General features: G+C 75.2%; 29 protein-coding genes. 8 read left to right on the top strand and 21 right to left on the bottom strand.

Annotation, left to right across the window (positions count from 1 at the left end):
- Positions 1 to 31 precede the first annotated feature (31 nt).
- Genes ACIBK9_RS14890 through ACIBK9_RS14900 form a run of 3 tightly spaced genes read right to left on the bottom strand, consistent with a single transcriptional unit; the run spans position 32 to position 2,465 of the window.
- A complete protein-coding gene (locus ACIBK9_RS14890) occupies positions 32 to 538 on the bottom strand; it encodes an FBP domain-containing protein (RefSeq protein ID WP_352354999.1) in 507 nt (168 codons plus the stop codon).
- On the bottom strand, positions 535 to 1,896 hold the full coding sequence (locus ACIBK9_RS14895) for a DHA2 family efflux MFS transporter permease subunit (RefSeq protein ID WP_397158390.1): 1,362 nt from the start codon (positions 1,894 to 1,896) through the stop codon (positions 535 to 537). Before ACIBK9_RS14895 ends, ACIBK9_RS14890 begins: the two co-directional genes overlap by 4 nt.
- Positions 1,893 to 2,465, bottom strand: a complete 573-nt coding sequence (locus ACIBK9_RS14900) for a TetR/AcrR family transcriptional regulator (protein WP_397158987.1) — start codon at positions 2,463 to 2,465, stop codon at positions 1,893 to 1,895. Before ACIBK9_RS14900 ends, ACIBK9_RS14895 begins: the two co-directional genes overlap by 4 nt.
- Positions 2,466 to 2,596: 131 nt before the next feature.
- Between ACIBK9_RS14900 and ACIBK9_RS14905 the strand changes: the two genes are divergently transcribed.
- Genes ACIBK9_RS14905 through ACIBK9_RS14915 form a run of 3 tightly spaced genes read left to right on the top strand, consistent with a single transcriptional unit; the run spans position 2,597 to position 5,430 of the window.
- Positions 2,597 to 2,797: a ferredoxin gene (locus ACIBK9_RS14905; RefSeq protein ID WP_352355003.1), complete on the top strand. Its 201-nt coding sequence runs from the start codon at positions 2,597 to 2,599 to the stop codon at positions 2,795 to 2,797.
- The gene (locus ACIBK9_RS14910) at positions 2,790 to 4,166 is read left to right on the top strand and encodes an NAD(P)/FAD-dependent oxidoreductase (protein ID WP_397158392.1); all 1,377 of its coding nucleotides are present in this window, start codon (positions 2,790 to 2,792) and stop codon (positions 4,164 to 4,166) included. The genes ACIBK9_RS14905 and ACIBK9_RS14910 overlap by 8 nt, the downstream gene beginning before the upstream one ends.
- Before the next feature lie 16 nt (positions 4,167 to 4,182).
- Positions 4,183 to 5,430: a cytochrome P450 gene (locus ACIBK9_RS14915; protein WP_397158394.1), complete on the top strand. Its 1,248-nt coding sequence runs from the start codon at positions 4,183 to 4,185 to the stop codon at positions 5,428 to 5,430.
- Between the two features lie 27 nt (positions 5,431 to 5,457).
- Here the strand turns inward: ACIBK9_RS14915 and egtE are convergent, their stop codons facing one another.
- The 8 genes from egtE to ACIBK9_RS14955 all read right to left on the bottom strand — a co-directional run bounded on the left by egtE (position 5,458) and on the right by ACIBK9_RS14955 (position 12,464).
- A complete protein-coding gene (gene egtE, locus ACIBK9_RS14920) occupies positions 5,458 to 6,594 on the bottom strand; it encodes an ergothioneine biosynthesis PLP-dependent enzyme EgtE (RefSeq protein WP_397158395.1) in 1,137 nt (378 codons plus the stop codon).
- A complete protein-coding gene (gene egtD, locus ACIBK9_RS14925) occupies positions 6,591 to 7,571 on the bottom strand; it encodes an L-histidine N(alpha)-methyltransferase (protein WP_397158397.1) in 981 nt (326 codons plus the stop codon). The genes egtE and egtD overlap by 4 nt, the downstream gene beginning before the upstream one ends.
- Before the next feature lie 17 nt (positions 7,572 to 7,588).
- On the bottom strand, positions 7,589 to 8,299 hold the full coding sequence (gene egtC / locus ACIBK9_RS14930; RefSeq protein WP_387674025.1) for an ergothioneine biosynthesis protein EgtC: 711 nt from the start codon (positions 8,297 to 8,299) through the stop codon (positions 7,589 to 7,591).
- Positions 8,300 to 9,595 (bottom strand): ergothioneine biosynthesis protein EgtB, encoded by a 1,296-nt coding sequence (gene egtB / locus ACIBK9_RS14935; protein ID WP_397158399.1) that lies wholly within the window; start codon positions 9,593 to 9,595, stop codon positions 8,300 to 8,302.
- On the bottom strand, positions 9,592 to 10,857 hold the full coding sequence (egtA, locus tag ACIBK9_RS14940; RefSeq protein WP_397158401.1) for an ergothioneine biosynthesis glutamate--cysteine ligase EgtA: 1,266 nt from the start codon (positions 10,855 to 10,857) through the stop codon (positions 9,592 to 9,594). The genes egtB and egtA overlap by 4 nt, the downstream gene beginning before the upstream one ends.
- A 98-nt stretch (positions 10,858 to 10,955) precedes the next feature.
- Positions 10,956 to 11,201, bottom strand: coding sequence for a zf-HC2 domain-containing protein (locus ACIBK9_RS14945; protein ID WP_358299563.1), 246 nt, complete (start codon positions 11,199 to 11,201; stop codon positions 10,956 to 10,958).
- A 40-nt stretch (positions 11,202 to 11,241) separates the two neighbouring features.
- Positions 11,242 to 11,949 carry a sigma-70 family RNA polymerase sigma factor gene (locus ACIBK9_RS14950; RefSeq protein WP_358299560.1) on the bottom strand — a complete coding sequence of 236 codons (708 nt, stop codon included), beginning with the start codon at positions 11,947 to 11,949 and terminating at the stop codon, positions 11,242 to 11,244.
- A 116-nt stretch (positions 11,950 to 12,065) separates the two neighbouring features.
- On the bottom strand, positions 12,066 to 12,464 hold the full coding sequence (locus ACIBK9_RS14955) for a VOC family protein (RefSeq protein WP_387674040.1): 399 nt from the start codon (positions 12,462 to 12,464) through the stop codon (positions 12,066 to 12,068).
- A 67-nt stretch (positions 12,465 to 12,531) separates the two neighbouring features.
- Between ACIBK9_RS14955 and ACIBK9_RS14960 the strand changes: the two genes are divergently transcribed.
- Entirely contained in the window at positions 12,532 to 13,020 is a 489-nt protein-coding gene (locus ACIBK9_RS14960) for a DinB family protein (protein ID WP_397158404.1), read from the top strand.
- A gap of 16 nt (positions 13,021 to 13,036) precedes the next feature.
- On the opposite strand, the gene ACIBK9_RS14965 is transcribed toward ACIBK9_RS14960, so the two are convergent.
- Together ACIBK9_RS14965 and ACIBK9_RS14970 are read right to left on the bottom strand one after the other, a co-directional pair.
- Positions 13,037 to 13,900, bottom strand: coding sequence for an SMP-30/gluconolactonase/LRE family protein (locus tag ACIBK9_RS14965; protein ID WP_397158406.1), 864 nt, complete (start codon positions 13,898 to 13,900; stop codon positions 13,037 to 13,039).
- A gap of 37 nt (positions 13,901 to 13,937) precedes the next feature.
- Entirely contained in the window at positions 13,938 to 14,849 is a 912-nt protein-coding gene (locus ACIBK9_RS14970) for an EamA family transporter (protein WP_357981480.1), read from the bottom strand.
- A 76-nt stretch (positions 14,850 to 14,925) separates the two neighbouring features.
- On the opposite strand from ACIBK9_RS14970, the gene ACIBK9_RS14975 reads away from it, so the two are divergent.
- Positions 14,926 to 15,423, top strand: a complete 498-nt coding sequence (locus ACIBK9_RS14975) for a MarR family winged helix-turn-helix transcriptional regulator (protein ID WP_387674047.1) — start codon at positions 14,926 to 14,928, stop codon at positions 15,421 to 15,423.
- Positions 15,424 to 15,501: 78 nt separating this feature from the next.
- Here the strand turns inward: ACIBK9_RS14975 and ACIBK9_RS14980 are convergent, their stop codons facing one another.
- From ACIBK9_RS14980 to ACIBK9_RS15005, 6 genes are all read right to left on the bottom strand, one after another.
- Complete coding sequence (locus tag ACIBK9_RS14980) at positions 15,502 to 16,749, bottom strand: MFS transporter (RefSeq protein WP_397158409.1); 1,248 nt, start codon at positions 16,747 to 16,749, stop codon at positions 15,502 to 15,504.
- 44 nt (positions 16,750 to 16,793) lie between these two features.
- Positions 16,794 to 17,273, bottom strand: coding sequence for an RrF2 family transcriptional regulator (locus ACIBK9_RS14985; RefSeq protein WP_397158411.1), 480 nt, complete (start codon positions 17,271 to 17,273; stop codon positions 16,794 to 16,796).
- A gap of 23 nt (positions 17,274 to 17,296) precedes the next feature.
- Positions 17,297 to 18,169, bottom strand: a complete 873-nt coding sequence (locus tag ACIBK9_RS14990) for a pentapeptide repeat-containing protein (protein ID WP_397158413.1) — start codon at positions 18,167 to 18,169, stop codon at positions 17,297 to 17,299.
- A 44-nt stretch (positions 18,170 to 18,213) separates the two neighbouring features.
- A complete protein-coding gene (locus tag ACIBK9_RS14995) occupies positions 18,214 to 18,981 on the bottom strand; it encodes a GNAT family N-acetyltransferase (RefSeq protein WP_397158415.1) in 768 nt (255 codons plus the stop codon).
- Between the two features lie 26 nt (positions 18,982 to 19,007).
- The gene (locus ACIBK9_RS15000) at positions 19,008 to 19,982 is read right to left on the bottom strand and encodes a small ribosomal subunit Rsm22 family protein (protein ID WP_397158417.1); all 975 of its coding nucleotides are present in this window, start codon (positions 19,980 to 19,982) and stop codon (positions 19,008 to 19,010) included.
- 195 nt (positions 19,983 to 20,177) lie between these two features.
- Complete coding sequence (locus ACIBK9_RS15005; protein ID WP_397158419.1) at positions 20,178 to 20,741, bottom strand: TetR/AcrR family transcriptional regulator; 564 nt, start codon at positions 20,739 to 20,741, stop codon at positions 20,178 to 20,180.
- 57 nt (positions 20,742 to 20,798) lie between these two features.
- On the opposite strand from ACIBK9_RS15005, the gene ACIBK9_RS15010 reads away from it, so the two are divergent.
- The gene (locus ACIBK9_RS15010; protein ID WP_397158421.1) at positions 20,799 to 21,758 is read left to right on the top strand and encodes a DsbA family protein; all 960 of its coding nucleotides are present in this window, start codon (positions 20,799 to 20,801) and stop codon (positions 21,756 to 21,758) included.
- Positions 21,759 to 21,817: 59 nt separating this feature from the next.
- Positions 21,818 to 22,663, top strand: a complete 846-nt coding sequence (locus ACIBK9_RS15015; RefSeq protein ID WP_397158423.1) for an alpha/beta fold hydrolase — start codon at positions 21,818 to 21,820, stop codon at positions 22,661 to 22,663.
- A 22-nt stretch (positions 22,664 to 22,685) separates the two neighbouring features.
- Here the strand turns inward: ACIBK9_RS15015 and ACIBK9_RS15020 are convergent, their stop codons facing one another.
- Entirely contained in the window at positions 22,686 to 23,156 is a 471-nt protein-coding gene (locus ACIBK9_RS15020; protein WP_397158425.1) for a MarR family winged helix-turn-helix transcriptional regulator, read from the bottom strand.
- A gap of 91 nt (positions 23,157 to 23,247) precedes the next feature.
- On the opposite strand from ACIBK9_RS15020, the gene ACIBK9_RS15025 reads away from it, so the two are divergent.
- Positions 23,248 to 24,684, top strand: a complete 1,437-nt coding sequence (locus tag ACIBK9_RS15025; protein ID WP_397158427.1) for an LLM class flavin-dependent oxidoreductase — start codon at positions 23,248 to 23,250, stop codon at positions 24,682 to 24,684.
- Here the strand turns inward: ACIBK9_RS15025 and ACIBK9_RS15030 are convergent.
- Positions 24,608 to 25,897, bottom strand: coding sequence for an MFS transporter (locus ACIBK9_RS15030; RefSeq protein ID WP_397158429.1), 1,290 nt, complete (start codon positions 25,895 to 25,897; stop codon positions 24,608 to 24,610). The genes ACIBK9_RS15025 and ACIBK9_RS15030 overlap by 77 nt on opposite strands.
- Between the last annotated feature and the right edge of the window lie 15 nt (positions 25,898 to 25,912).

Raw genomic sequence — 25,912 nt, forward strand, 5'->3', positions numbered from 1 at the left:
GCGAGCTGGACGCCGCCCCTCCACACCCCGATCACGCCAGGGTGTCGTGCAGGATCTTGTCGAGGAAGGCGTCCAGGTTGACCGTGGTCCTGGCGACGCGTTCGGCCACGCTCAGCGACTCGAACCGGACGCCCAGCTCGGTCTCCTTGCGTCCCCGGACGTACAGGGAGCAGGCCAGGTCGGCGCACATGTAGGCGCCCACCGTGTTGCCCTGCCGCCCCGCCGCGCCGACCCGGGCCGCGGTGAACAGCGCGACGCCGGTCCCGGCGTGCGGGGTCACGCAGACCGAGCAGAGCGTGCTCTTGGTGAAGCTCCTGCGCACCTCCTGGCCGAGCCGCAGCGCGACGCCGACCGGCGCGCCGCCGCGTTCGGCCACCAGGTACGCCCGCTCGGGCGCCCCCGGATCGCGCCAGCCCAGGAAGTCGAGGTCGGGCCAGGGCAGCTCGGGCAGCCCCCTCGGGACGGCGAGCCGGCGGGCCTCGCCCTTGGAGCAGTTGACGAAGGACGAGCGGATCTCGTTCTCGGTGACGGGGTTCATGACGTGCCTGCTTTCGAGGACGGGAGGAACAGGGCGGGCAGGAGGCAGAGCGCGACGGCGGCCAGCGTGACCCAGAAGGCGGGCCGGTAGCCGCCGTGCTGGAGCAGCACGGCCACGCAGGCGGTGCCGGCCGCCGCGCCGACCTGCTGGCCGATGGCGTTGGCGGTGGTCGCGGCGGGCACCTTGGCCGGCGGCAGCGAGTGGTAGAGGGTGATCATGGTGGGTGCGACCGCGAGCGCGGCCCCCACCCCGCGGACGAACAGCGCCACCGGCAGCAGCGCCGTGCCCGTGCCGGGATCGGCCAGCGCGAACGGCAGCGTGCCGGCCGCCAGCAGGACCAGGCCCGTGACGACGATCCGGCGCGGGTTGCCGTTCAGGTCGATCAGCCGGCCGGCCGCCAGCACCGCGACGAGCATGCCGAGCCCCTGTGGCGCGAGCACCAGCCCGGCGCCGAGCGCTCCGGACCCCTCGGCCGTCTGGACGAACAGCGGCACCAGGAACACGGCGGCGAACAGGGAGAAGTTGGCCAGGAAGGCCAGCGCGGCGGAGGCGGCGAAGGCCCGGTCGCGGAACAGGCCGGGCTCGACGATCCGCGGCCCGGAGGTGCGGGCGGCCCGCCACAGGCAGGCGGCCAGCAGTAACGCGCCGGCGGCCGCGGTCAGCGCGGCCACGAGCTCACCGGCCCCGCTCAGCCCGTGCAGCAGCAGGGTCAGGCCGCCGCTCACGCCGAGCAGGCCGGCCACGTCGAGGCGTTCGGCCGGGCCTTCGGGCCGGGCGGTGCGCACGTACAGAGCCGACAGGACGACCCCGGCCGCCACGAACGGGACGTTGACCAGGAACACCCACCGCCACGACAGCGTCTCCAGCAGCACGCCGCCGACGACCGGCCCGAGGACGGGCGCGAACACGGCGGGCACGGCCATCAGCGCCATCATCCGGCCGAGCCGCTCGCGCCCGGCCACCTCGACGACGATGATCCGGCTGAGCGGGAAGAGCATGCCCGCCCCGGCCCCCTGCACGACGCGGAAGGCGATGAGGCTGCCGAGCGACCAGGCCGACCCGCACAGGATCGAGCCGGCCAGGAACACGGCGAGCGAGGCGGTCCAGGCCGTCCCGGCGCCGAACCGCTGGGCCGCCCACCCCGTTGCCGGGATGACCGCGGCCAGGGCGAGCAGGTAGGCCGTCGTCACCCATTGGGTGGCCGCCAGGTCGGCGGAGAAGGCGCGGGCCAGGGTGTGCGTGGCGACGCCGACCACCGTGCCGTCGAGCAGGGCGGTGAAGGCGCCGAGGGTGAGCACCCCGGCGACCGTCAGCAGCCGCCGGTCGAGGCCGGGCCGGGCCGCGGTCGTTCCGGTCATAGGGAAACCTGCCAATGTCTCAGTGCGCTGTCGAGCGCGTCGATGATCGCGTCCCACGAGCTGCGGACGTCGCGGGACGCCTGGAAGCCGCCGCGGGCCTCCAGGTTGGTGAAGCCGTGGAAGGTGCTGCGCAGCAGCCGGATGGCGTCGGTGTGGGCCGGCTCGGGCAGCCCGTAGGCGGCCACGACCGCGTTGGTGGTGGTGAAGATGCGCTGGACGTCGGCGCACCCGGCGACGATCTCGGGGTCGAGCCGGAGCTGGGTGGCCTCGTACAGGCCCGGGTGGGCGAGCGCGAAGTCGCGGTAGGCGGCGGCGAAGGCGGCCAGCGCGTCCTTGCCCGCCTTGCCGGCCACCGCGACGGTCAGGGCGTCGGCCTGGATGCGGGCCGCGCGCAGCGCCACCCGGACGCGCAGGTCCTGGAGGTTCCTGACGTGGGAGTAGAGGCTGGCGTCCGCGACGCCGAAGCGGCGCGCCAGGGCCGAGACCGTCAGGTTGTCGAACCCGGCCTCGTCGGCCAGCTCCCCGGCCGCCTCCGTCACGCGGTCCGCCGTCAGACCGGCCCGAGCCATCATGATCCACCTCCGCAGCAGGAAACCTAACCTTCCTAGGTTTTATCCTAGGAGTCCTAGGTTTCGCAAATCAGGAAAACTTGGGATCAGGTTGGAACGTGGCTGGAGCAGCCGTTCGTAACGTGGCGGACATGAGAGTGCTCGTCGATCTGAACCGCTGCCTGAGCTACGGCCAGTGCGTGTTCGCGGCGCCGGCGGTCTTCCGGTTCCACGGCGCCGAGTCCCTCGAGTACGACTACGCCCCGGCCGACGCGCTGCGCGAGCAGGTGCGCGAGGCCGCCGCGGCCTGCCCGGTGCAGGCGATCACCTGCTCGCCGGACGACCATGCGTAGCGCGGTGATCGTCGGCGCCTCGCTGGCCGGCCTGCGGGCCGCCGAGACACTGCGCGCCGAGGGCTTCACCGGGGAGCTGACCCTGATCGGCGACGAGCCGTACGAGCCCTACGACCGGCCGCCGCTGTCCAAGCAGGTGCTGGCCGGACGCGCCTCGCCCGCGCACACCGCGCTCGTCACGGCGCGGGACCTGCGGGCGCGCCGGCTGCTCGGCGAGCCCGCCATCGGCCTGGACCTGCGCACCCGGCAGGTACGCCTGGCCGGCGGGCGCGAGATCGGCTTCGACCGGGTGCTGATCGCCACCGGCACCCGGGCGCGCCCCTGGCCCGAGCCCGCCGAGGCGGCCCTGACCGGCGTGTTCACCCTGCGCGGACGCGACGACGCGGCGAGCCTGCGGGCCGCGCTCGCCGCCGGGCCGAGCCGGGTGCTGGTCATCGGCGGCGGGTTCACCGGCTCGGAGATCGCCTCCGTGTGCCGCGAGATGGGCCTGCCCGTGACGGTCGCAGAACGCGGCCCGGCCCCGCTGGCCGGCGCCCTGGGCGCGGCGGCCGGCAGCGTGGCCGCCCGGCTGCACCGCGAGCACGGCGTGGACCTGCGGGTCAACACCACGGTGATGGCGCTGGAGGGCGACGCGGAGGGCCGGTTGCGCGCGGCGCACCTGTCCGACGGCGACGTCCTGCCGGTCGAGGTCGCGGTGGTGGCGCTCGGGGCCGTCCGCAACACCGAATGGCTGGACGGGGCGGGCCTGGCGGCCGACGCGCGCGGGGTGGTGTGCGACGCCGCCTGCCGGGCCTTCGACGCCGACGCGATCGTCACCTCCGACGTGTTCGTGGCCGGCGACGTGGCGCGCTGGCCGCACCCGCACTTCGACGGCCTGCTGCTGGCCGTGGAGCACTGGGACAACGCGGTGCGCCAGGCGGCCACCGCCGCGCACAACATGGTCGCCGACCGGCCGCGCCCGCACCGGGGGCTGCCGGCGTTCTGGTCCTACCAGTTCGGCGTCAGCATCAAGTCCGTCGGGCTGCCGACGATCGCCGACGAGGTGGTGGTCACGCAGGGCTCGGTGGCCGAGCGCCGCTTCGTGGCCTGTTTCGGCCGCCAGGGCCGGTGCGTGGCGGCGGTCGCGGTGGACGCCCCGCGCTCGCTGCCCGCCTACGCCGGCCTCATCGAGGCGGCCGCGCCCTTCCCGCCCGACCTGCGGGCCGCCGACGGGCCGCGCACGCTGCTCCCGGTGCCCGCCGGCCTGGCCGTGGACGGCCAGTCCACGCACAGCCCGACGGCCGCGGTGACCGGGCAGGGCCCGACCGCGCGCGAGGTGCCGCGCGAGCGCGACCCCCGCTCGCCGCTGACCGCGCCGCCGCTGGAATGAGAGCCGGAGGACGACCATGGCCCACCAGGTGACGCAGAGCCTGTTCGCGCAGGTCCTGGACGAGGCGAGCCGCCCGGACCCGTACCCGCTGTACGCCCGGCTGCGCGAGACGCCCGTCTCCCGCCAGGGGGACGACCTGTACGCGGTGAGCACGTACGCCGAGATCGTCTCGCTGCTGCACGACCCGCGGATCAGCTCCGACGAGCGCAAGAGCAGGAGCGGCTCCGGCTCGTTCGGCGCCTCCGGCAGGCTGATGGCCGGACAGGACGCCCAGAACGGTCAGGAGTCCCGCAAACCGGCGTTCATCTTCCTCGACCCGCCCGACCACGACCGGCTGCGGCGGATCGTCATGCGGCACTTCACCCCGGAGCGCGTCAACCGGCTCGGGGAGCACGTGGTGTCGCTGGTGGCCGAACTGCTCGACCGGCGCGCCGGCCACGACTCCCTGGACGTGGTGGACGACCTGGCCTACCCGCTGCCGGTCACGGTGATCTGCGACCTGCTCGGCGTGCCCAAGGAGGACGAGCCGCGCTTCCACGGCTGGGCCTCGGCGCTGGCCCGCACGCTGGACCCGCCCGAGGGGCTGTCGGCCGAGGAGGTGCGGCAGGCCGAGACCGCCGCGCCGGAGCTGCGCGCGTACCTGGTCGAGCTGGCCGGCGAGCGGCACGCCCACCCGTCGGACGACCTGCTGTCGGCGCTGCTCACCGACGGCGAGACCGAGCGCATGGACGCCCCGGAGATCATCGCGACGATGGCCCTGCTGCTCATCGCCGGCCACGAGACCACCGTCAACCTGATCACCAACGGCATGCTGACGTTCCTGCGCAACCCGGAGGCGCTGGCGCGGCTGCGCGCCGACCCCGGGCTGATCGTGCCGGCCGTCGAGGAGGTGCTGCGCTACGACCCGCCGGTGCAGTTCCGCACCCGCACGACGCTGGCCGACATCGAGATCGCCGGGGTCACCGTCCCCCAGGGCGCGGACGTGGCGCTGCTGCTGGCCTCGGGCAGCCGTGACCCGGCCCGCTTCCCCGGCGCCGACCGCTTCGACCCGGCGCGGCGGGACAACCAGCATCTGGGGTTCGGCGGGGGCGTGCACTACTGCGTGGGGGCGCCGCTGGCCCGGATCGAGGCGCGGGTCGCGCTGGGCGCGCTGGTGAGCAGGCTGGTCGGGCCGGAACTGGCCGCCGGCCCGCCGCCGTACCGGCACAGCGCGTCGCTGCGCGGGCCCGCGCACCTGCTGGTCGGCTTCGACCGCCTGCTCTGACGCCGCCCGCTCTGACACCCGCCCGCTCTAATGGCCGTCGAGGACGCGGGCCAGGGCGTCCAGGGTCTCCTGCCGGGTTCCGGGGGGCGGCGAGACGCGTAGCACCGGTTCCCGCAGGTCGAGCGGGGCGCGGGCGACCGGCGCGACGCCCACCAGCAGGCCCGCCCCGGCCGCCGCCGCGGCCGTCCTGGTGGGGTCCGCGCCGCCGGGCGGGCGCAGGGTGACGATGGCCGTCGGCTCGTCGTACGGCTCCACCACCCGCCAGCCGCCCCTGCCGTCGAGCGTGCGCCGGGCCGCCGCGCCCAGCTCGGCGAGGTGGGCGCGGACCGCGTCCGGCCCCAGCGCGTGGTGCTCCAGGACGGCGACGCCGAGGCCGATCCGCGCCGCGACCGCCGACTCGGCGCTCTCGTAGCGCGCGGCGCCGGGCAGCGGCCCGCTGCGCGCCGGGTCCTCCAGCCAGACGTGGCCGCCGAGCGCGGGGGCCGCCGCGTCCATGTCCTCGGTGAGGCCGGGCACGATCAGGAAGCCGACGCCGCGCGGCCCGGCCAGCCACTTGCGGGAGGTGCCGACGTAGGCGGTGGCCCGCGCGCCGGTGACGTCCAGGTGGCCGAGGGACTGGCACACGTCCAGGACCAGGGGCACGCCGGCCTCCCGGCACAGGCGGCCGATCTCGCCGACCGGCTGCGCGGTGCCCCGGTGGGAGGGCAGGTGCGGCAGGGTGACCAGGTCCAGGCCGCGGCGCAGGGCGGCGGACAGGGCGTCGAGGTCGAGGCGGGCGTCGTCGTCGGCGGGCAGCTCGGCGAGGGTCCAGCCGCGTTCGGCGGCCAGGCGGCGCAGCAGCATGAGCGTGCTGCCGTACTCCGAGCGGGTGAAGCCGACCCGGGCGCCCGGCGGCAGCCGCCAGCCGCCGAGCAGCGCCGCCATCGCGGCCGTGCCGCTCTCCAGGAAGGCGACGTCGGCCGCGTCCGCGCCGGTCAGGGCGGCCAGCGCGGCCCTGGGCGCGGTCAGTCCCGGCACGGCGGCGTACCCGCCGAGCTCGCGTTCGCGCCGCAGGTGCTCGACCGTCGCGGCCAGCGTCCGGTCGCTGGGCACGTTGCAGCCGGCCGCGTCCAGGTGTCCGGGCGGCGCGGCCGAGCGGGCGGCCCGCCAGCGTGCGGCGATCACGCCCCGGCCAGCAGCAGCCCGAAGTCGCCGGCGGGGTCGGTCCACGACCGCAGGACGGTGAACCCGGCCGCGGCCAGCTCCTCCCCCAGCGGCTCCAGCCGGAACTTGGCGCTGATCTCGGTCCGCATCTCCTCGCCCGCGGCGAAGTCCACGGTCAGGCCGAGCGCGCCGACCCGCACCCGCATGTCCCGGGTGGCCCGCAGCCGCATCTCGATCCAGTCGTTGCGCTGGTCGTACAGGGCGACGTGCTCGAACGCCTCCGGCTCGAACCCGGCCGCCAGCTCCCGGTTCACCACGCGCAGGACGTTCCGGTTGAACGCGGCCGTCACCCCGGCGGCGTCGTCGTAGGCCGCGATTAGCCGCCCGGTGTCCTTCACCAGGTCGGCGCCGAGCAGGAACGTGTCGCTGGGCCGCAGGGTGGCGCGCACCTCCTTCAGGAACACCTCGCGGGCGGCCGGTTCGAGATTGCCGATCGTGCCGCCGAGGAAGGCCACCATGCGCCTGCCCGAGCGCGGCAGCAGCCGCAGGTGCCGCTCGAAGTCGGCGCACACCGGCCGCACCTCCAGCCCGGGATGACGGCCGCCCAGCCGGCGCGCGGCCGCCTCCAGGGTGACGGCGTCCACGTCCACCGGCGTGTAGGCGCGCAGCGTGCCCGCCGCGGTGAGCGCGTCCAGCAGGACCACGGTCTTCTCGCTCGTGCCCGACCCCAGCTCGACCAGCGTGTCGGCGCCGCTCGCGGCGGCGATCTCGGCCGCCCGCGCGCGCAGGATCGTCAGCTCGCGGCGGGTCGGGTAGTACTCGGGCAACCGGGTGATGCGCGAGAACAGGTCGCTGCCCGCCTCGTCGTAGAACCACTTGGGCGGCAGCCACTTGGGCGTGGCCGTCAGCCCGGTCCTGACGTCGTGTTCGAGCGCCTGGCGCAGGTAGCCGGGGTCAAGATGGTTGATCACATGGACGGTCGGCTGGGTGACGGGCACGAGATCCTCCTGAAAGGTCACAACGGCTGGACGCGTACGTCGTCCGGCGTGGCGGTGAGCAGGCTGCGGTCGGGCGCCGCCTGCCAGCCCGGCCGGTCGTCGAGCGGCTCGCTGGCCACGTACACGCCGTCCCGGTCGGCGCGGAAGAAGAGGGTGTCGCCCCAGACGGTCGCGGCGAGCGCCGTGCCGTCGCAGGCGAGCAGGTTCAGGCGGGCGGCGGGGTCCTTCTCCCCCGCCCGCACGACGACGTCGGCCAGCGCCGCGGCCAGGCCGAGCCCGGCGCTGCCGCGGGCGAACACGGCGGCGGCCAGCCAGGCCGAGTCGCAGGGGCTCTCGGGCAGGTCGTCGGCCAGGTCCATGACCGCGTCGCGCTCGACCCGGCCGTTGTGGCTGAGCAGCCAGCCGCCCCCGGCGAACGGCGCGGTGGCGCTCTCCTCCACCGGCATCCCGGTCGTGGCGCACCGCACGGCCGCGATCAGGCAGCCGGAGCGGGCGATCTCGGCGAGCGCGGGCAGGTTGGCGTCGGCCCAGATGGGGATGGCGCGGCGGTAGCGCACCGGCTCCGGCCTGGCCGGGTCGTACCAGGCCATGCCGTAGCCGTCGGCGTTGACCGTGCCGTGGCGCTGCCGCCGGGGCGCGTACGACTGGGCGAGCAGGCCGTGCGGCGGCTCGTGGATCAGCGTGGTCAGCGGGCGCGGGGCGCCCAGCCAGGCGGCGTGCCGGCACATCTAGGCCCGCTCGGCGTCGCGGGCGCAGCGGAAGCCGGTGAAGATCTGCCGCCGGACCGGGTAGTCCCAGTTGCGGAACGTCGTCCGCACCGCCGCCGGGTCGGCCGCCCACGAGCCGCCGCGCAGCACCCGGTACTCCTGCCCGAAGAAGACCTCGCTGTACTCCCTGTACGGGAAACTGCGGAACCCGGGATAGGGCTGGAACCACGACCCGGTCCACTCCCACACGTCGCCGACCATCTGCTCGGCCCCGTACGCGCTCGCCCCGGCGGGGTAGGCCCCCAGCGGGGCCGGCCGGGCCGCCCGGTGACCGAGGTTGGCCAGGTCGGGACGGGGATCCTCGTCGCCCCACGGGTACTTGCGGGCCCGCCCGGCGTCCGGGTCCCAGCCGCACGCCTTCTCCCACTCGGCCTCGCTGGGCAGCCGCCGGCCCGCCCAGCGGGCGTAGGCGTCGGCCTCGTACCAGCTCACGTGCTGGACCGGCTCGTCCATCGGGACGGGCTCGGCGCGGCCGAAGCGGGTGCGCCACCACGCGTCGCCCTCCCGGGTCCAGAACAGCGGCGCGGTGGCCCCGCTCTCCTGCCGCCAGCGCCAGCCGTCCGGGTGCCACCAGCGCGGGTCGTCGTAGCCGCCGGACTCGACGAACGCCGCGTAGGCGGCGTTGCCGACGGGCAGCCGGTCGATCCAGTAGGCGGGCAGGTCCACCCGGTGGGCGGGGCGCTCGTTGTCGTAGGCCCAGGGCAGGGTGCCGGTGCCCATCTGGAAGGGGCCGGCGGGGACGTACACCTCGGCGGGGCCGGTGGCGCGGCCCGGCGGCAGGTCGCCGTCGCGGACCAGGCCGGGCTGCCGGGACAGCTGCCAGGTGGCCAGCATCGTCTCGTCGTGCTGGTGCTCGTGCTGGATGACCAGGCCGAACACGAACCCGTCGCGGTGCAGCGGCGCGGCGGCCTCCAGGTCGATCGCGTCCAGCACGTCGAGCACCCGGCCGCGCACGCCGCCGATGTACTTCCTGGCCTCCTCGGGGCCGAGGATCGGCAGGGTGGGACGGTCCTTGCGGGGGTGCTTGAAGGCGTCGTAGATGTCGTCGATCTCGGGGCGCAGCGGCGTGATGCCGGCGGCCTCGCGCAGCACCCACAGCTCCTCGTAGTTGCCGACGTGCGCGAGGTCCCACACCAGCGGCGACATCAGCGGGGAGTGCTGGCGCAGCAGGAGGTCGTCCTCGGCCTCGGTGTAGGTCAGCGAACGGTCGCGCACCGCGGTCAGCTCGGCGGCGATGCGTTCCTTGATGTCGTTCATGCCCGTCCTTCTCCGCTCAGCCAGGCCGGCAGGCGCCGTACCGGGTCCGTCATCAGGTCCATCAGGTCGGCCGCCGGGGAGCGGCCCGCGCTCACGTACCGGGCGGCGAAGCCGGACACGCCGTCGACCAGATCGGCGGGCGCGCCGAGCCGGGGCAGCGCCTCGACGGCGGCGCGGAAGGCCGCCTCGGCGGCGCGGGCGAGCCGCGGGTCGGTCAGGCCGCACCTGGCGGCCACCTCGGCCAGGCCCGCGACGGGCTCGGCGGCCGACAGGGCGGCGTCGGCGGCGCGGTCGTCGGTGATCAGCGCGTGGGTGACGGCGACGCACACCGGCCAGTCGTCCGGGTGCTGGGCGTCGAGGTAGCGGATCTCCAGCCAGCCGCGCGGCCGGACCGGCGGGAACAGCGTGGTGGCGTGGTAGGCCAGGTCGTCGGGGGTGGGCGGGCGCTGGCCCGCGCCGTCGAGCCAGTCGCGGAAGGTCGAGCCGTCGCCGACCGCGCGGTAGCGGCGCTCGTCCTCGCGGACGAGCATGAGCCGGGCGTCGAGCAGGTACGCCGCCCAGGCCGCCGCCGGGTCGCCGGAGCCGTCGACGGGGGCGGTGCGGGTCGGGTCGAGGTTCTCCCAGACGGCCTGGCGGCCCGACATCCAGCCGCAGGGGCGTCCGCGGCTCAGCGGCGAGTTGCTGAAGGCCGCGGTCAGGACGGGCCCGAGCAGCCTGGCGCGCTCCCACCGGACCGCCGGCCGCTCCCCCAGGTCCACGTTGACCTGGACGGACGCGGTCGAGCACATCATCAGCGGCCCGTACGGGCGGCCCAGGAACTCGGCCATGGCGTCGTAGCGCGGCTGGCGGAGCTGCCGCCGGGCCGGGCGCAGCGGGTCGAGCCCCACGCCGCCCAGCACCAGCCCGGCCCGCCCGAGCGCCGCGCGGACGGCGGCCACGTCGGCGGCCAGCCGTCCGATGGCCTCGGCGGGCGGCCCGGCCGGGCCCGACAGCTCGATCTGGCCGCCCGGCTCGTACGTCACCCGGCTCCCGCCGGCCAGCGCCGGGACGACCCGCTTCACCCGGTCCATCGGCACCTGCCGCGCCGGATCCGCCCGGTCGAAGATCAGGAACTCCAGCTCGGCCCCCACCCGGTCGCCCGGGGCGGGGGCGAAGCACCGGCGTGCGAACTCCTCCACCTCCGGCACGCCCCGGAGCGGCTCGCCGGCCGCTCCCGAGGCGCCGGACCCGCCGGCCGCCGGGCCGGTCATCGCGTGGCGCATGTGCTTACAGACCCGCGAGACCCGCCAGCGTTACACGGAAATCTGATGATCTGCCGAGATTTGCCCCCTTTGCGGCTCTTGGTGCAGAAAAGGGGCCGTCAACCCCGGTGGCGGCGGGCTCTGAAGGCGGACATCAGGCGGTCGCGCGTGCCGTCGGACAACTTGCGCTCCGGCGGGAGCTCGCGCAGGGCCCGGACGGTCTCGCGGAACTGGTCGAGCTGCCGCGCGCAGTCGGCGCAGGCCGCCGCGTGCGCCTCGAACCCCTCGCGTTCGGGCCGGTCAAGAGCGCCGTCAAGGTAGGCGGTGATGAGTTCTACCAGCTCGTCGCACGTGAACCGCTTCACGACGTTGACCGCCTCACCTCTGAGCGTTGAACCGTTTAACCTATTCTGACCGCTTCACGGACTGGTAGTAGCCTTCGAGCCGGTCGCGGACCGTGGCCCTTGCCCGGTGCAGGAGCACCCGTTGGTTGGCGGCCGAGATCTCCAGGATCTCGCAAACCTCCTCGGACGTGCATCCCTCCAGGTCACGCAGGGTGATGACGATCCGCTGCCGGGGCGGCAGCCCGGCCAGCGCCTCGCCGATGAGACCGCGCGCCTCCGAGGCGAGCACCGCGCCCTCCGGCGTCGGGCCGTCCACCTTCTGGGCCGGCTCGGCGGGCGGCTCGAACGCGCTCCACGGCAGCGTGCGGCTCTCGCGCAGGCCGCGTTTCTTGGCGGTGTTGACCAGGATGCGGTAGACCCACGTCTTGACCGAGGAGCGCCCCTCGAAGGCGTCGATGGCGCCGATCACCGCCAGCCACGTGTCCTGCACGACCTCCTCGGCCGAGTCGTCGGTGGACACGTAGGACCTGGCCGCCCGCAACATCCCCCGCGACCAGGTGTCGAGGAGCGCGGCGAACATCGACTCGTCCCCGGCCCGCAGCGCCGCGACGACGACGTCGTCCGGGGGCAGCCCACCGCCCGCGAAAGGCCCCACGATCGTTTCCTCCCGGTCGAGCGTCGGGGACATCATGACATCGGGCCGCGCGTCGTCCACGCCCGGCCTGCCGCCGGGCCCGTGCGGGACGTCATGCTCCAGGCTAGCCCTCACCCCCTCGCACCTGAAGATCGCACACCGGTCCACGCCCGCACGTCGTACGGCGGCACCCATGGGGAACCTTCCCCGGCGGAGGCCGTCCAGCCGCGCGGAACCGGGATCGCCGCAGGTCAGTCGCGGTCGTAGTGGCAGACGGCCTCCAGCATGACGCCGTGCGGGTCGAGCCAGAACGCGGCGTGGTAGGGCGGCGGGTACTCGGGGAACTCCCTGGGCTCGTGCAGCACCTCCGAGCCGAGCTCCACCGCCCGCGCGTGCGCCTCGGCGACCGCGGACCGGCTGCGCAGCGAGAACGCCAGATGCTGGAGCCCGGTGCGGTGCCGCGAGTAGTCGCCGGCCTCCTGCGCGGGGTAGAGGAACAGGTACGTGCCCGGCTTGTCGTCCGCCGGCATGTAGCCGATCTCCTCCTCGCTGCTGAAGAACTCCTTGAAACCGAGGTACGGCAGCAGGGCGTCGTAGTATTCCTTGGCCGCCCGCATGTCGGGGACGTTGATGCCGATATGACCGATCATGCAGGGAGTATCGCGGCCCCCGGCGGGCGACGGCAACGTGTCGGTCCCGGCTGTTACGGTCGCGGGCATGGGAACAGGAGTGCCGCCGTCCGGTGGCGAGAAGGAGAGCCTGCACGCCAGCCTCGACCGGCACCGCGACGTCATCGTGTGGAAGCTGCAGGGCCTGGGCGAGGAGCAGGTCAGGCGGCCGATGACACCGTCCGGCACGTCGCTGCTCGGCATCGTCAAACACCTGGCCGCCGTCGAGTACGGCTGGTTCTGCTCGACGTTCGGCCGCGAGGCCGAGCCGCTGTGGTTCGCCCCCGAGGACGACTTCGCGATCGGCGAGCGGGAGACCACCGAGCAGATCGTCGCCTTCTACGGCCGGGCCCGCGCCGCCGCCGACAAGGCGATCTCCGACCTCCCCCTCGACGAGCCCGGCACCTCGTGGGCGGGCCGCCGGGTGACCCTGCGCTGGGTGCTCATCCACATGATCGAGGACACCGTGCGGCACGCGGGCCACATGGACATCCTGCGCGAGCTGATCGACGGCGCCACCGGCGACCACCCCCGCTGATCGTCTTTCGCTCCCGTCACAGGGTGGTGGGCAGCACCGGGCGGCCGCGCACGCCGGGGTCGGCCGCGAACAGGGCGCCCGCCTCGGGCTGCTCCCGGGCGTCCACCCCGAGCCTCGACGTGGTGACGTACAGCCGGTCGAGGCCGGGGCCGCCGAACGTGACCGCGGTGACCTTGCCGACCGGCAGCTCCACCACGGCGTCGAGCCGCCCGCCGGGGGTGTACCGGTGCACGGCGAACCCCTGCCAGAGCGCCACCCACACCCCGCCCTCGGCGTCGACCGTCAGCCCGTCGGGCGCGCCCTGGGCGGGGTCGATCGTCACGAACGGCCTGCGCCCGGTGAGCCCGCCCGCCGGGTCGTGGTCGAGGACGTCCACCCGGCCGGTGGCGGTGTCGGCGTAGTAGGCGAGGCCGCCGTCGGGGCTGAAGTCGAGGCCGTTGGAGACGGTGACGCCGCTGATCACCGGGCTGAGCGCGCCGTCCGGCCCGGCCACGTAGAGGGAGCCGGCTCCGGGGGTCTCGTCGTAGGGCATGCTGCCGATGTAGAAGCGGCCCTCGGGGTCGCAGCCGCCGTCGTTCATGCGCACGCCGGGGTCGCTCCACGCCTGGCCGAGCGGGCGCAGCGGCGCGTCGAGGTCGTCGGAGTCGGCCAGCAGCAGCTCGCGTTCGCCGGCTACCACGTAACCGCCGGTCACGCGCGGGCGCAGGGCCGCGGCGACCGGGCCGACGTGCCGCCGCCGCACGCCGCCGGAGTCGTCGAGGGCGAGCACGTCGCCGGCCAGCATGTCCACCCACCGCAGCCCGCCCCAGCGGGCGGACCACACGGGCCCCTCGCCGTGCTCGGCCACCGGCCCGGTCACGGGGTACGCCTGCACGCTCATACCGGCCTCCTCGGCCCGATCCTAGCGTCGGACGCGATCATCGTTTCCCGCCCGCGGGCACGGGGGCCTCCAGCGGCTCCGGCGCGGCGCGGTGCCGTACGGGCTGGAGCTGCGCCACGAGGAGGGCGGCGAGCACGATGACGGCGCCGGCGACCTGCGCGAGGGTGAGCCGCTGCCCGAGCACCAGCCAGCCGAGCGCGGTGGCGACGACGGGGCTGAGCAGCCCGAGGAAGGTGACCTTGGTGGCCGACAGCTCGCGGATGCCCCGGAACCACAGGGTGTAGGCCAGGGCCGAGCCGATGATCGCGAGGTAGGCGTACCCCGCGAGGTTCTCGCCGGTCAGGTGGGCGGGCGGCGGCCCCTCGACGAGGAACGTCACCGGGGCGAGCAGCAGGCCGCCGGCCGTGAGCTGCCATCCGGTGGTGGCCAGCAGCGGCGCGGGCGACTTCCAGCGCTTGCTGAGCACGACCCCGACCGCCATCACCACCGCGCCGCCCAGCGCGGCGGCCACGCCCAGCAGGTCGAGCCGGGCGTCGGCGCGCAGCACCAGCAGGCTCACCCCGGCCACGCCCGCCGCCGCGGCGAGCGCGACGCGCCAGGTCAGCCGCTCCCCCAGCAGCCCCGCCGACAACAACGCGACCAGCAGCGGCTGGATGGCCCCCACGGTGGCGGCCACCCCTCCGGGCAACCGGTAGGCGCCCACGAACAACAACGCGAAGAACAATCCGATGTTGAGCGCGCCGAGCACCAGCGCACGCCACCACCAGTTCCCCTGGGGCAGCCGGCGGGTGATCGCGATCAGGATCAGCCCCGCCGGCAGGGCGCGGATCAACGCGGCCAGCAAGGGCCGGCCGGGCGGCAGCAGTTCGGTCGTGATCAGATAGGTGGTCCCCCAGATGGCGGGGGTGAGGGCGGTCAGCAGAACGGTTCCCGTTCGATTACTTAGCACTAAGACAAATTAACCGAACCCCGACGTTCCGGCCAGGTGATTTTCCTCACCGCTAAGACACTTGTAGGCTGCGAGGGTGGCTGACCAGGTCGACTACATCCTCAGGCAGTGGCACGCGCAGCGCCCTGACCTGGACGTCTCCCCCATGGCGGTGATCGGGCGGCTGTCGCGGCTGTCCCGGCTCATCGAGGCCGAGCTGGGCCGTACGTTCGCCGGGCACGGGCTCGACCGGGCCTCGTTCGACGTGCTGGCCACGTTGCGGCGCAGCGAACCGCCCCACCGCCTGACCCCCGCCGCCCTGATGCGCGCCTCCATGGTCACCTCCGGGGCCGTCACCCAGCGGCTCGACCGGCTGGAGTCGCGGGGGCTGGTGCGACGCACGCCCAGCGACTCCGACGGGCGCGGCGTGCACGTGACGCTCACCGCCGAGGGGCTCGCGCTGATCGACCGCGCGCTGCCCGACCATCTGGCGACCGAGCAGCGGATGTTGGCGGCGCTCACCGGGCAGCGGCGCGACGAGCTGGCCGCCACCCTGCGCGACCTGCTCGAATCCCTCGGCGACCACACTTCCTGACGCCCCCGCGCCACCACTCGGCGCGGGTCGTCCTACCGGCCGCGGCGCCGCGCCGCCGTGCCACGCGGGTCACGCCGGTCACTCGGGGGCGCCGCCCGCGGATCTGGTGGCCAGGGCGAACAGCAGGGCGGCGGCCGCCAGCGCCGCGCCGGTCGCGTACGTGAGGGCCGCGCCCGACGGCAGCGTGAGGCCGCCGAGCAGCGTGCCCGCGCCGATCCCCGCGTAGATCGCCGAGGAGTTGAGCGAGACCACCAGCGGCGCCTCCCCGGGCGCGGCGGCGATGAGCCGGTGCTGCTGCGGCGGCGTCTGACACCAGCTGCTCGCACCCCACGCCAGCACCAGCACACCGACCAGCGCCACAGTGCCGACCGCAGGTCCGGCCGCAGTGCCGACCGCAGTACCGGCCGCCGCGCCGACCGCAGGGCCACCCGCCGGGCCGGCCGCGGCCATCCAGGCGAGCAGCCCCAGGCTGACGGCCATGACCAGGTACGCGACCGGCAACACCCGGTGCGCGCCCCACCGGTCGGTGGCGTACCCGGCGGCCAGGTTGCCGAGGACGGCGCCGAGCCCGTACAGGAACAGCATGCCCGCCGTCCCCTCCACGCCCACCGCGCGCAGGGCGGGCACGCTGTAGGCGTACACCGTGTAGCTGCCCGCCATCCCGAGCACGGTCAGCGGCAGGATGGCCGTCACCGCCGGCCGCCGCAGCACCTCCAGCCGGGCGCGCAGCGGCACCCGGGGCGCGCCCGGCAGCACCGGCATGATCGCGTACACCCCGGCGGCGACCGCTAGGCAGGCCACGGCCACCGCCCCCAGCGCGTACCGCCAGCCGAGCCGTTCGCCGGCCAGGTCGCCGAGCGGCACGCCGAGCGCCGTCGCGACCGTCAGCCCGCCCACCACCACGGCCAGCGCCCGCGCCCGCAGCTCGGGCCGCACCAGGACGGCCGCCACCGCGCCCGCGCCCGGCGTGTACGCCGCCGCCCCGGCCGCCGCCAGCACCCGGCTGACCACCAGCACGGGGAACGACGGCGCCAGCGCCGACCCCAGGTTGGCCAGCCCGAGCACGACCAGCGCCGTCACCAGCAGCGCCCGCCGCGGGACCCGCGCGGCGACGGTGGCCAGCACGGGCGACGACAGCGCGTACGCGACGGCGAACACCGTCACCGACTGCCCGGCCGTCCCCTCGGTGACCTCCAGCGACGCGGCCAGGTCCGGCAGGAACCCGGCCACCACGAACGCGTCCGTGCCCACGGCGAACGTCCCGAGCGCCAGCACCAGCGTCGGGGCGAGGCCCCGGGACTCCGTCTTATTCGGGACATTGAACATCCCGATTCTCCTTCCAAGTGTGCGCCCCGCGGGCGGGGTCGAGTTCAGCCGCGAAGGCGTTCGTAGTGGCGGCGCGCGCGGTCGGGGGCGTTGGCCGGAGCCGCGTCCATGAGGTCGGCGACCGTCTGGGCGGCCAGCTCGCGCCGCCAGGCGAGCTCGGCCCTGCGCATGGCCGCCGCGACCCCGCACGGGTGCGCGAACTCGCGGGCGGGCGCCTCGGCCCCCGCGCCGCGCTGCCGGATCTCGGTGCACCTGAACGCCTCGTCGGGGCCCTCGACCGCGGCGACGACGTCCATGAGCGTGATCCGGGCGGGCGGCCTGGCCAGCCTGAACCCGCCCTGCGCGCCCGACACCGAGGACAGGATGCCCGCGCGGACCAGCGCCTGGAGCCGCTTCTTGAGGTAGACGGGCGGCAGCTCGAACAGCGCCGCCAGCCGCCCGGTGGGCAGCGGGGCCTCGTCCTCCAGCCACGCCAGCACCAGACAGCAGTGGAGCCCCCACTCGACGCCTTCACCCATGCGCATGAAAGGGGATACTACATGTCCCTTTAAGGTCGGCCGCGGCGGCCCTGCCTGCCGCGCCGGGCGCGCGGCTCCGGCCCGGCGGCGGCCGTCCAGTGGGCGGGACGAGTCAGCGCGGCGGGCAGTTTCGTGGCGGGGGTGCCCTTGGCGGCGTTGACCTGGGCCTGGGTGAGGAAGACGCAGCCCGTGAGGTCGGCTCCGGACAGGTCGGCGCCCCGCAGGTCGGCGCCGATCAGGTCGGCCAGCCGCAGGTCGGCCCCGCGCAGGTTCGCGCCGATGAGGTAGGCGCCGCGCAGGTTCGCCGCGCGCAGGTCGGCGCCCTTGAGGTTGGCGCCGATCAGGTCGGCGCCGCGGTGCTCCCTGCCCCGCCGACCGGCCCTGACCAGCTCGCTCGTACGCAGCAGCAGCGTGTTGACCTCACCCCGGTGGGCGGCCACGTCGAGCCGCTGCAGGACGCCGGGGCTCTCGCGGGTCAGGCGCTCGGTCTCCTCGTACGCCGCCCGCAGCTCGGGGGCGATCTCCGCGGCGGCGTCGAGGGTCAGCGCCTCGGCGAGGTACCACAACAGCTCGTGGAGCTGCCGCATGACCGGGAACACGGCGAACACCTGCCCGGACGTCTCAGGCGCGGCACGCCAGTCGCGGCCCTCGAAGGTGACCTGGGAGACCTTCTGCCCGGCGCCGAAGCAGTCGAAGACGGTGCAGCCGGGGAAGCCGCGCTCCCGGAGCTGGGCGTGGATGCCGCAACGGAAGTCGTCGCGCAGGTTGACGCAGGGGCGGCCGGCGTCCTTGGCGACGGCGAAGTCGGCGGAGGCGGCGAACGGCAGGGCCACGCAGCACAGGCCGAAACAGCTCTCGCAGTCGGCCAGCAGGCCGAGCTCGCGCGGGGTCCTCTCGGGCAACGCTCTCCTTGTCACGACGGGGTGTGCCCAGGGTACCGGCGAGGTCAGTCCCGCACGTACGGCGTGGTCGTGGTCAGCGGGACGAACCCGAGCCCGAGCAGGATCGGCCGGCTCTGGTCGGAGGCGTCGACCTGGAGGTAGTCGTAGCCGCGCGCGGCGGCCCGCCGGGCCCGCCAGGCGACCAGCGCCCGGTAGAGCCCGCGCCCCCGCCAGCCCGGCACGGTGCCGCCGCCCCACAACCCGGCGAAGCTCGTGCCCGGGGACAGGTCGAGCCGGGCCGCGCTGACCGCCCGCCCGTCCGCCACCGCGAGGACGGGGACGACGGTGTCGTCGGACAGGCGGGCCAGCAGGTGGTCGCGCAGCCGGCTGCCGTCGGCGCCGAAGGCCAGCTCGTGCACCTCGACCAGCGCCCGCACGCCCGCCGCGTCGGTGACCGGCACCAGGCTTACGCCGTCGGGCGGCCGCACCTCGGTGTCGAGGTCGGCGACCCGGGCCACCATCACGGTCTCGGCCGGTTCGGCGGCGAACCCGGCGGCCAGGAGCCGGTCGGCCAGGTCGGCGGGCCGGTCGTGGGCGTACAGCTTCCACTCGAAGCCCAGGCCGAGGTCGCCGAAGAAGCGCACCTGGCGGGCGACGGCCGTGTCGGCGCCGCCCTCGTCGAGGCCGGACCACAGGACGCCGTTCCACGCGTGCGGCGGGCCGACCTGACGGACGACGTCGGCGTCCCGCTCGACCCTGACGTCCGGCCCGTCGGGGCGCGCCTCCCGCCGCATCTGCCGGTCGAACAGCGCCAGCACCTCATCATGATCCATTCCGCCGACCCTACCGCCCGGCCGGGTCACTCGGCGGCCGGCCAGTCGTCGCCCCAGTCGACGTCGCGGGCCAGCCGGTACAGCTCGCCCTGCCGCTTGGAGACGACCACGTCGCGCAGGCCCTCCTCGGCGGTGCACAGGCGCAGCGACACCAGGCCCTTGCGCTTCTGCGGATGGCGCAGGACGCGTGCCGCCGCCCGCGGCCACTCCCCCCGCACGGCGGCCACGTAGGAGAACTTCTCGTCCTCGAAGCCGAGGGTGCCCGACTTGACGCGGCGGTGCAGGGTGGTGCGCGGCAGGCGGACGGAGAAGTGACACCAGTCGTGGCCCGGCCGGATCGGGCAGGGGCCGTCGTGCGGGCAGGGGGCGACGACGGTCAGGCCGCACCCGGTCAGCGTCTCCCGGGCGGTGACGATGTTGGCGTACCCGGCGGGGGTGCCGGGCTCGATGACGATCACCATCGTCGCGTCCGCGGCCAGCCAGCGCACGACGTCGGCGTGCCGCTGCGCGGGCAGCTCGTTCAGGGCGTACGACATGGTGACCAGGTCGGCGGCGGGCCGGTCGAGCCCCGGGTCGATCGAGGCGCGCCGCCAGGTGACGTCGCGGACGGGCGCGGTCCTGGCCAGCCGCCGGCCGAGCTCGATGATCTGCGGGTCGTGCTCGACGACGGTGACCCGCTCCAGCGAGGGCCAGACCGGCCCGGCCGCCCAGACCGCCGCGCCGGTGCCGCCGCCCACGTCGAGCTGCGTCCGCGGCGCGAAGCCCGGGGTCATCGCGGCGGCCATGCGCATGGCCGTGCCCGCGGCGGCGTACGTGGCGGGCATGCGGTAGGCGGCGTAGGCCGCGATGTCGGCCGGGGTGCGCAGGTGCGGCGCGGCGGCGGACGGGCCGGTGCGGTAACGCTCGGTGAGCTGTTCCGTCGCGCGGGACAGGTCGTGCGGCGCGAAGCGGGCCAGGGCCGAGTCCAGGGCGGTCCTGAGCTCGTCGGGAAGCATGGTCATCGTGTGGTCCTGGCGGTCGGGTCGGGGTCGGGGACGGGGCGGGCGACCGCTGCCAGGCGAGGAACGACGCCTCTGACCTGTCCGGCGATGTCGCGACGCAGCGTACCAAGCGGGCGGCGCGCGGCGGCGGCGGAGCTCAGGGCCCGGAGCCCCCCGCACCGGTTTCCGGAGGGCGGCGCGCGGCGGCGGCGGAGCTCAGCCGGGGACGGGGGGCCGGAACAGGCGCCAGAACGACTGGGCCGCGGCGGCGTCGCGGCGGCCGCCGCACACCCAGTGGGTGATCACGCCGATGAGCGCCCCGGCCAGGAAGGCGGCGTGCACGTCGGCGGGCACGTCCTCGAACCCCGCCGGGCGGCTGCCGGTGGCGAAGCGGCCGGTCAGCTCCTCGGTGAGCCGCTCGCGCATCCGGGCGGCGAAGCGGGCGCTGCCCTGGCCGCCCAGCATGCGCTCGTACAGGGTGGCGTTGGCGGCCACGTGGTCGAACAGCTCCGCCAGCGGGACCGGCGGCCGGTCGCGGGGGGCGTCGAGCGGGCACAGGGCGGCCGCCCGCGCCACGGCGGTGACGGCGTCCTCCATGGCGTCGGTGACCAGCGCGTCGACGTCCGGATAGTGCAGGTAGATCGTGGCGCGGTTGACCTCGGCGTGCTGGGCCAGCGCCGACATGGTGATGCTGCCCAGTTCCTGCCGGGCGGCCAGGTCCAGCACGGCGGCCTTGAGACGGGCGCGGGTACGCCGCGCCCGCGGATCATCCGGGTTCACGCCGCCACTATACGACACATGTTGACTAATCGACAGTTGTCGCATAGATTGCCCGACATGCGAATCGAAGTCTGGGCGGACATGGTCTGCGGATGGGCCCACATCGGGAAGCGGCGGCTGGAGAAGGCCCTCGCCTCCTGGGAGGGCGAGCCGGTCGAGGTGGTCTGGCGGCCGTTCCAGATCGATCCGTCGGCGCCGGCGAAGGCCGAGCCGCTGGCCGAGGTGCTGAACGACCCCATGGTCGAGGAGGCGCTCCAGGTCTGCTCGCCCGGCCTGTCCCCGGCCGACAACCGGCTGCGGGTGGCCGGCATCGCCGCCGACGAGGGGCTCGGGCAGCAGTGGGGCGCGGCCTGGCGGCCCAACACGCTGGAGGCGCACCGGCTGATCGCCGTGGCGTACGAGACGGGCGGCGCGGCGCTGCAGTCCGCCGTGGTCGGCCGGGTCCTGTCGGCCCACTTCGTCGAGACCCTCGACATCGGCGACCCGGCCGTGTTGTCGGCGATCGCCGCCGAGACCGGCGTGCCGTGGGACGGCCGGGGCGCCGGCCTGGTGCGCGAGCTGCTGCTCACGGGCAAGGCCAAGGGCGTGCGCACGTCGCCGACCATCGTGGCGGGCGGCCGCGCCCTGGCCGGGGCCCAGCCGCCGGACGTGATCAGGGACTTCCTGGCCGACGCCGCCGCTCACCCGGTCCGGCGGCTGCCCGCCGAGGTGGAGCGCCTGCGCCACGCGGAGTCGCTGCTCGACCAGCGCGACCCGCTCGGCGCGCTCACGCTGCTGCGCCCGCTGCTCGACGAGCACGGCACGGATCGCGGGGTGCGGCTGCTGGCGGCCCGCGCGTACTTCGCCTCGGCCCAGCTCGGCCGGGCGCGTACGACCCTGGAGAGCCTGGTCGCCGAGGCGCCCGACGACTCCTACGCCCGCCACCTCCTCGGCCGTACCCTGCACCGCCAGGGCCGCCCGGAGGAGGCCGCCCCGCACCTGACCCTGGCCGCCGTCATGACCCCCGACTACGCCTGACGCTGAGCCCGTGGCGAACGCGACCTTCTCCCGCACCCCCGCGGGAGTAGGTTGCGGGGATGACGATCGCCTATGACCAGGCCGGGCCCGCGTCGGGCGACGCCGTCGTGCTGGTCCATGCCGGGGTGGCCGATCGGCGCATGTGGGAGCACCAGTTCGCGGCGCTGTCGCGGCGTCATCGGGTGATCCGCTACGACCGGCGCGGCCACGGCGGGTCCGGCGACGCCGAGGGCGAGGTGTGCCACCACGAAGACCTGCTGGAGCTGATGGACACGCTGGAGGTCGGGCGGGCGGCGCTGGTCGGCTGCTCGATGGGCGGCGCGTACGCCATGGAGGCCGCCCTGGCCGCGCCCGGCCGGGTGGCGGCCCTGGCGTTGGTCGGCTCCGGCCTGGCCGGACATCAGTGGCCGCCGGAGATGCTGGCGCAGGCCCGCGAACGCGTGCACACCTCGGTGCCCGCCGACCGGCTGGCCCGCTACCGCGAGGGCGGGGCGACCGGCGTCGATCCGGGTGACGTGCGGGCGATGGCGGAGGCGCACACGGCCTGGCAGGTCGCCGGGCCCGGCCGCAGCCGCGACGCGCTGCCCGGCGCGGTGTGGGAGGCGGCGGTGGAGATGTGTGCCCTGGTGTTCCAGCGGTCCTGGACCGGGCCCAGGTCGTCGGAGCGGTTCCTGTCCCCGCCGGCCGCGGGGCGGCTGCGCGAGGTCGCCGCGCCCACGCTGGTGATCAACGGCTTGTCGGACGTGCCGGGCATCCAGGAGGTGTCGGACATCCTGGCAGCGGGCATTCCGGGCGCGCGCCGCCTCGACCTGCCCGAGACCGGCCACCTGGCGCCCCTCGAACGCCCCGAAGAGGTGACGGCGGCGTTGACGTCGTTCTTGGCGGAGGTCTTCCCTACCCCCTGACGCTCCCCTGACCAGCGGCCGTTCAGCGGCCGGGCTCCAGGCGGCCCCAGGTGCGGCCGGTGCGGGCGGTGTCCTCGGTTAGGATCTCCCCGATGGCCGCGGCCAGCAGGTCGCGGTGGCTCGCGGGCAGGCCGGCGGCCAGCGTCTCCAGGCGGGCCGCCACCCCGTCGTGGGCGCGCACCGCGATCTCCGCGCCCGCCGGGGTCAGCTCGATCAGGCAGGCGCGGCGGTCACGCGCGTCGCGCACCCGGGCCACCAGCCCGCGTTTCTCGGCGCGGTCGACGAGCCCGGTCAGGCTCGACTTCTCCAGGTGCAGCGCTCGGGTCAGGCCGGTCATCCCGATGGGCCCGCCGACCAGCAGGCACAGGAGCTGGGCCTGCTGCGGGGTCAGGTCGTGCTCCCTGCTGACCTCGCCGTAGACCTGCTCGACCAGGTGCGCCAGGCGGACGAGCGCCTCGGTGAGGCTCAGACCCGGGGCTTCGGTGGCGACCATGCGACCAGTGTAATTGACAGTAGTTGGCGGTACGAACTAAATTTACTTCGCGACACCAACAGTTCGTACAACAAACCAATGGGTGAGCCTCATGCCCGACTACGGTCACGACCTGCAGTTCAGCGCCAACCTCGTCCCGGCCGCCGGGCAGGCGGACGAGGTCGTGGCCCTCGCCCAGCTCGCCGAGCGCGCCGGGCTGGACCTGGTGACCTTCCAGGACCACCCCTACCAGCCCGCCCTCCTCGACACCTGGACGCTGCTCAGCTTCGTCGCCGCGCGCACCGAGCGCATCCGGCTGGCCGGCAACGTGCACCCGCTGCCGCTGCGCCCGCCGGCCGTGCTCGCCCAGGCGGCGGCCAGTCTCGACCTGCTCAGCCACGGGCGGTTCGAGCTGGCGCTCGGCGCGGGCGGCTACTGGGACGCCATCGAGGCCATGGGCGGCCCCCGGCACACCCCGTCCGAGGCCGTGGCCGCGCTGGAGGAGGGCATCGGGATCATCCGCGCGGTCTGGGACACCGGCACGCGCGGCGGCATCCACCACCGCGGCGAGCACTACCGGGTGGACGGGCTCAAGCGCGGCCCGCGACCGGCCCACGACATCGGGATCTGGCTCGGGGCGTACAAGCCGCGCATGCTCCGGCTCACCGGGCGGCTGGCCGACGGCTGGCTGCCCTCGCTCCCCCGCTTCCAGGACGTCGCCGCCCTGGGCGAGGGCAACGCCGTCATCGACGAGGCCGCGCTGGAGGCCGGGCGGTCGCCGTCCGACGTGCGGCGGCTGCTCAACCTGGGCGGTCCGCTGCCCGCCGCGCAGCTCGCCGAGCTCGCGCTCGTCCACGGGGTGAGCGTCTTCATCCTCATGTCCGGCGATCCGCGCGAGATCGAGCGCTTCGCCGCCGAGACCGCCCCGGCCGTACGGGAGCTGGTCGCCGCCGGACGCGGACAGTCGCCGGAACCGGCCAACCACGCCGGGACCCGCGCCGCGATCCAGGTCTGGGACGAGGCCACCAGGCCCACCGCGCCCGACCCCGACCCCGGCCGCCGGTACACCCCGGCGGAGCAGGCCGCCGGGCAGCACCTCGTGGACGTGCACGACCACCTGCGCGCCGAGCTGGCCCAGCTGCGCGACCTCGTCGAGCAGGTGGCCGCGGGCACGATCGACGCGGGCGCGGCCCGTTCGCAGATCGCGACCATGACGATGCGGCAGAACAACTGGACGCTGGGGGCGTACTGCGAGTCGTACTGCAGGCTCGTCACCATGCACCACACCGGGGAGGACAGCATGGTCTTCCCGAAGCTGCGCCGCGCCGAGCCGGGGCTCGCGCCCGTCCTGGACCGGCTGCAGGAGGAGCACGAGGCGATCCACAAGATCATCGAACGGGTGGACCGGACGCTGGTCGCCTTCGTCGGCGAGCCCGGCGGGCTGGGCGACCTGCGCGCCGCCGTCGACCTGCTCAGCGACGCGCTGCTGTCCCACCTGTCGTACGAGGAGCGGGAGCTGGTGCCGCCGCTGTCGAGGCACGGCTTCTAGCGTCGCCTGTTCCAGCGGCCCTGCTTCCGGCGACAGGGTCACCGGGGGCCGTGCCGCCAGGGGCCGGGAAGGCGTGCCGGCGGGCGGCGGCCACGACCGCGAGGGCGGCGAGCGCCACCGGGAGCGCGGTCCACGGCAGCGCGCCCGCCCCCGCGCCCTCCAGCACCAGCCCGCCGGTGAGCGACCCGGCCGCGATGCCCGCGTTGTAGACGGTGGTCTGCATCGACGTGGCCACGTCGGCGTTCTCCGGCCCCGAGGCGATGACCAGCGCGGTCTGCAGCAGCGTCGGCGCTCCCCCGAACGCCGCGCCCCACAACGCGACCGCGCCCAGCAGCACCCCGGCGGACCCGGCGTACAGACCGAGGGCCGTCATGGACGCGGCCACCGCGGCCAGCACCGCCAGCAGGGTCGCCCGCGGGCGCCTGTCGATCACCGCGCCGACCACCCAGATGCCCGCCACCGTGGCCACGCCGAACACCAGCAGCACGGTCCCCGGCCTGCCGAACCCGGCCTGCTCGGCGAACAGCGCCAGGTACGTGTACATCGCCTGGTGCCCCAGCAGCACCAGCGCCGTCACCGACAACACGGTCCTGACGCCGGGCACGACCGCGACCCGCCGCAACGGCACCCGCCGCGCCGCCGGCTCCCCGGGGAAGGGTGGCACCTTCCACAGGACCCAGCCCACCAGGACCACCGCCACCGCCGACAGCGACCCGAACGCCGCCCGCCATCCGACGGCCGCCGCGAGCTGCGTCCCGGCCGGGATGCCCGCGCACAGTGCCACCGTGATCCCGGCCGAGACGATCGCGATGGCCCTGCCGCGGCGCTCGGCGGGGACCATGCGGGCGGCGTACCCGACGAGCATGGCCCACAGGATGCCGCCCATCGCCCCCGCGCCGACCCGCGCCGCGAACGTCACCGCGTACCACGACGACACCGCCGTGACCGCGTTGAGCAGCGCGAACCCGAGCAGCGCGGCCACCAGCACCTGCCGCCTGGGCAGCCCGCGCAGCAACGCGGTGAGCGGGATCGCGGCCAGGAAGGAGGCGACCGCGTAGGCGGTCACGAGGAACCCGGCCGTCCCCTCCGGCACGCCGAGGGCGGCGGAGAGCTGCGGCAGCAGGCCCGCCGGGAGGAGTTCGGTCATGACGGCCGTGAACGCCGCCGTGAACAGCGCGAGCAGCCCCGCCCACGGGAGTTTCGCAGGAGACATGCCGCCTATGCTGAA

Origin of the sequence: Nonomuraea sp. NPDC050227 (genome assembly GCF_044459705.1) — a bacterium.
In the GTDB taxonomy this organism is placed as follows: domain Bacteria; phylum Actinomycetota; class Actinomycetes; order Streptosporangiales; family Streptosporangiaceae; genus Nonomuraea.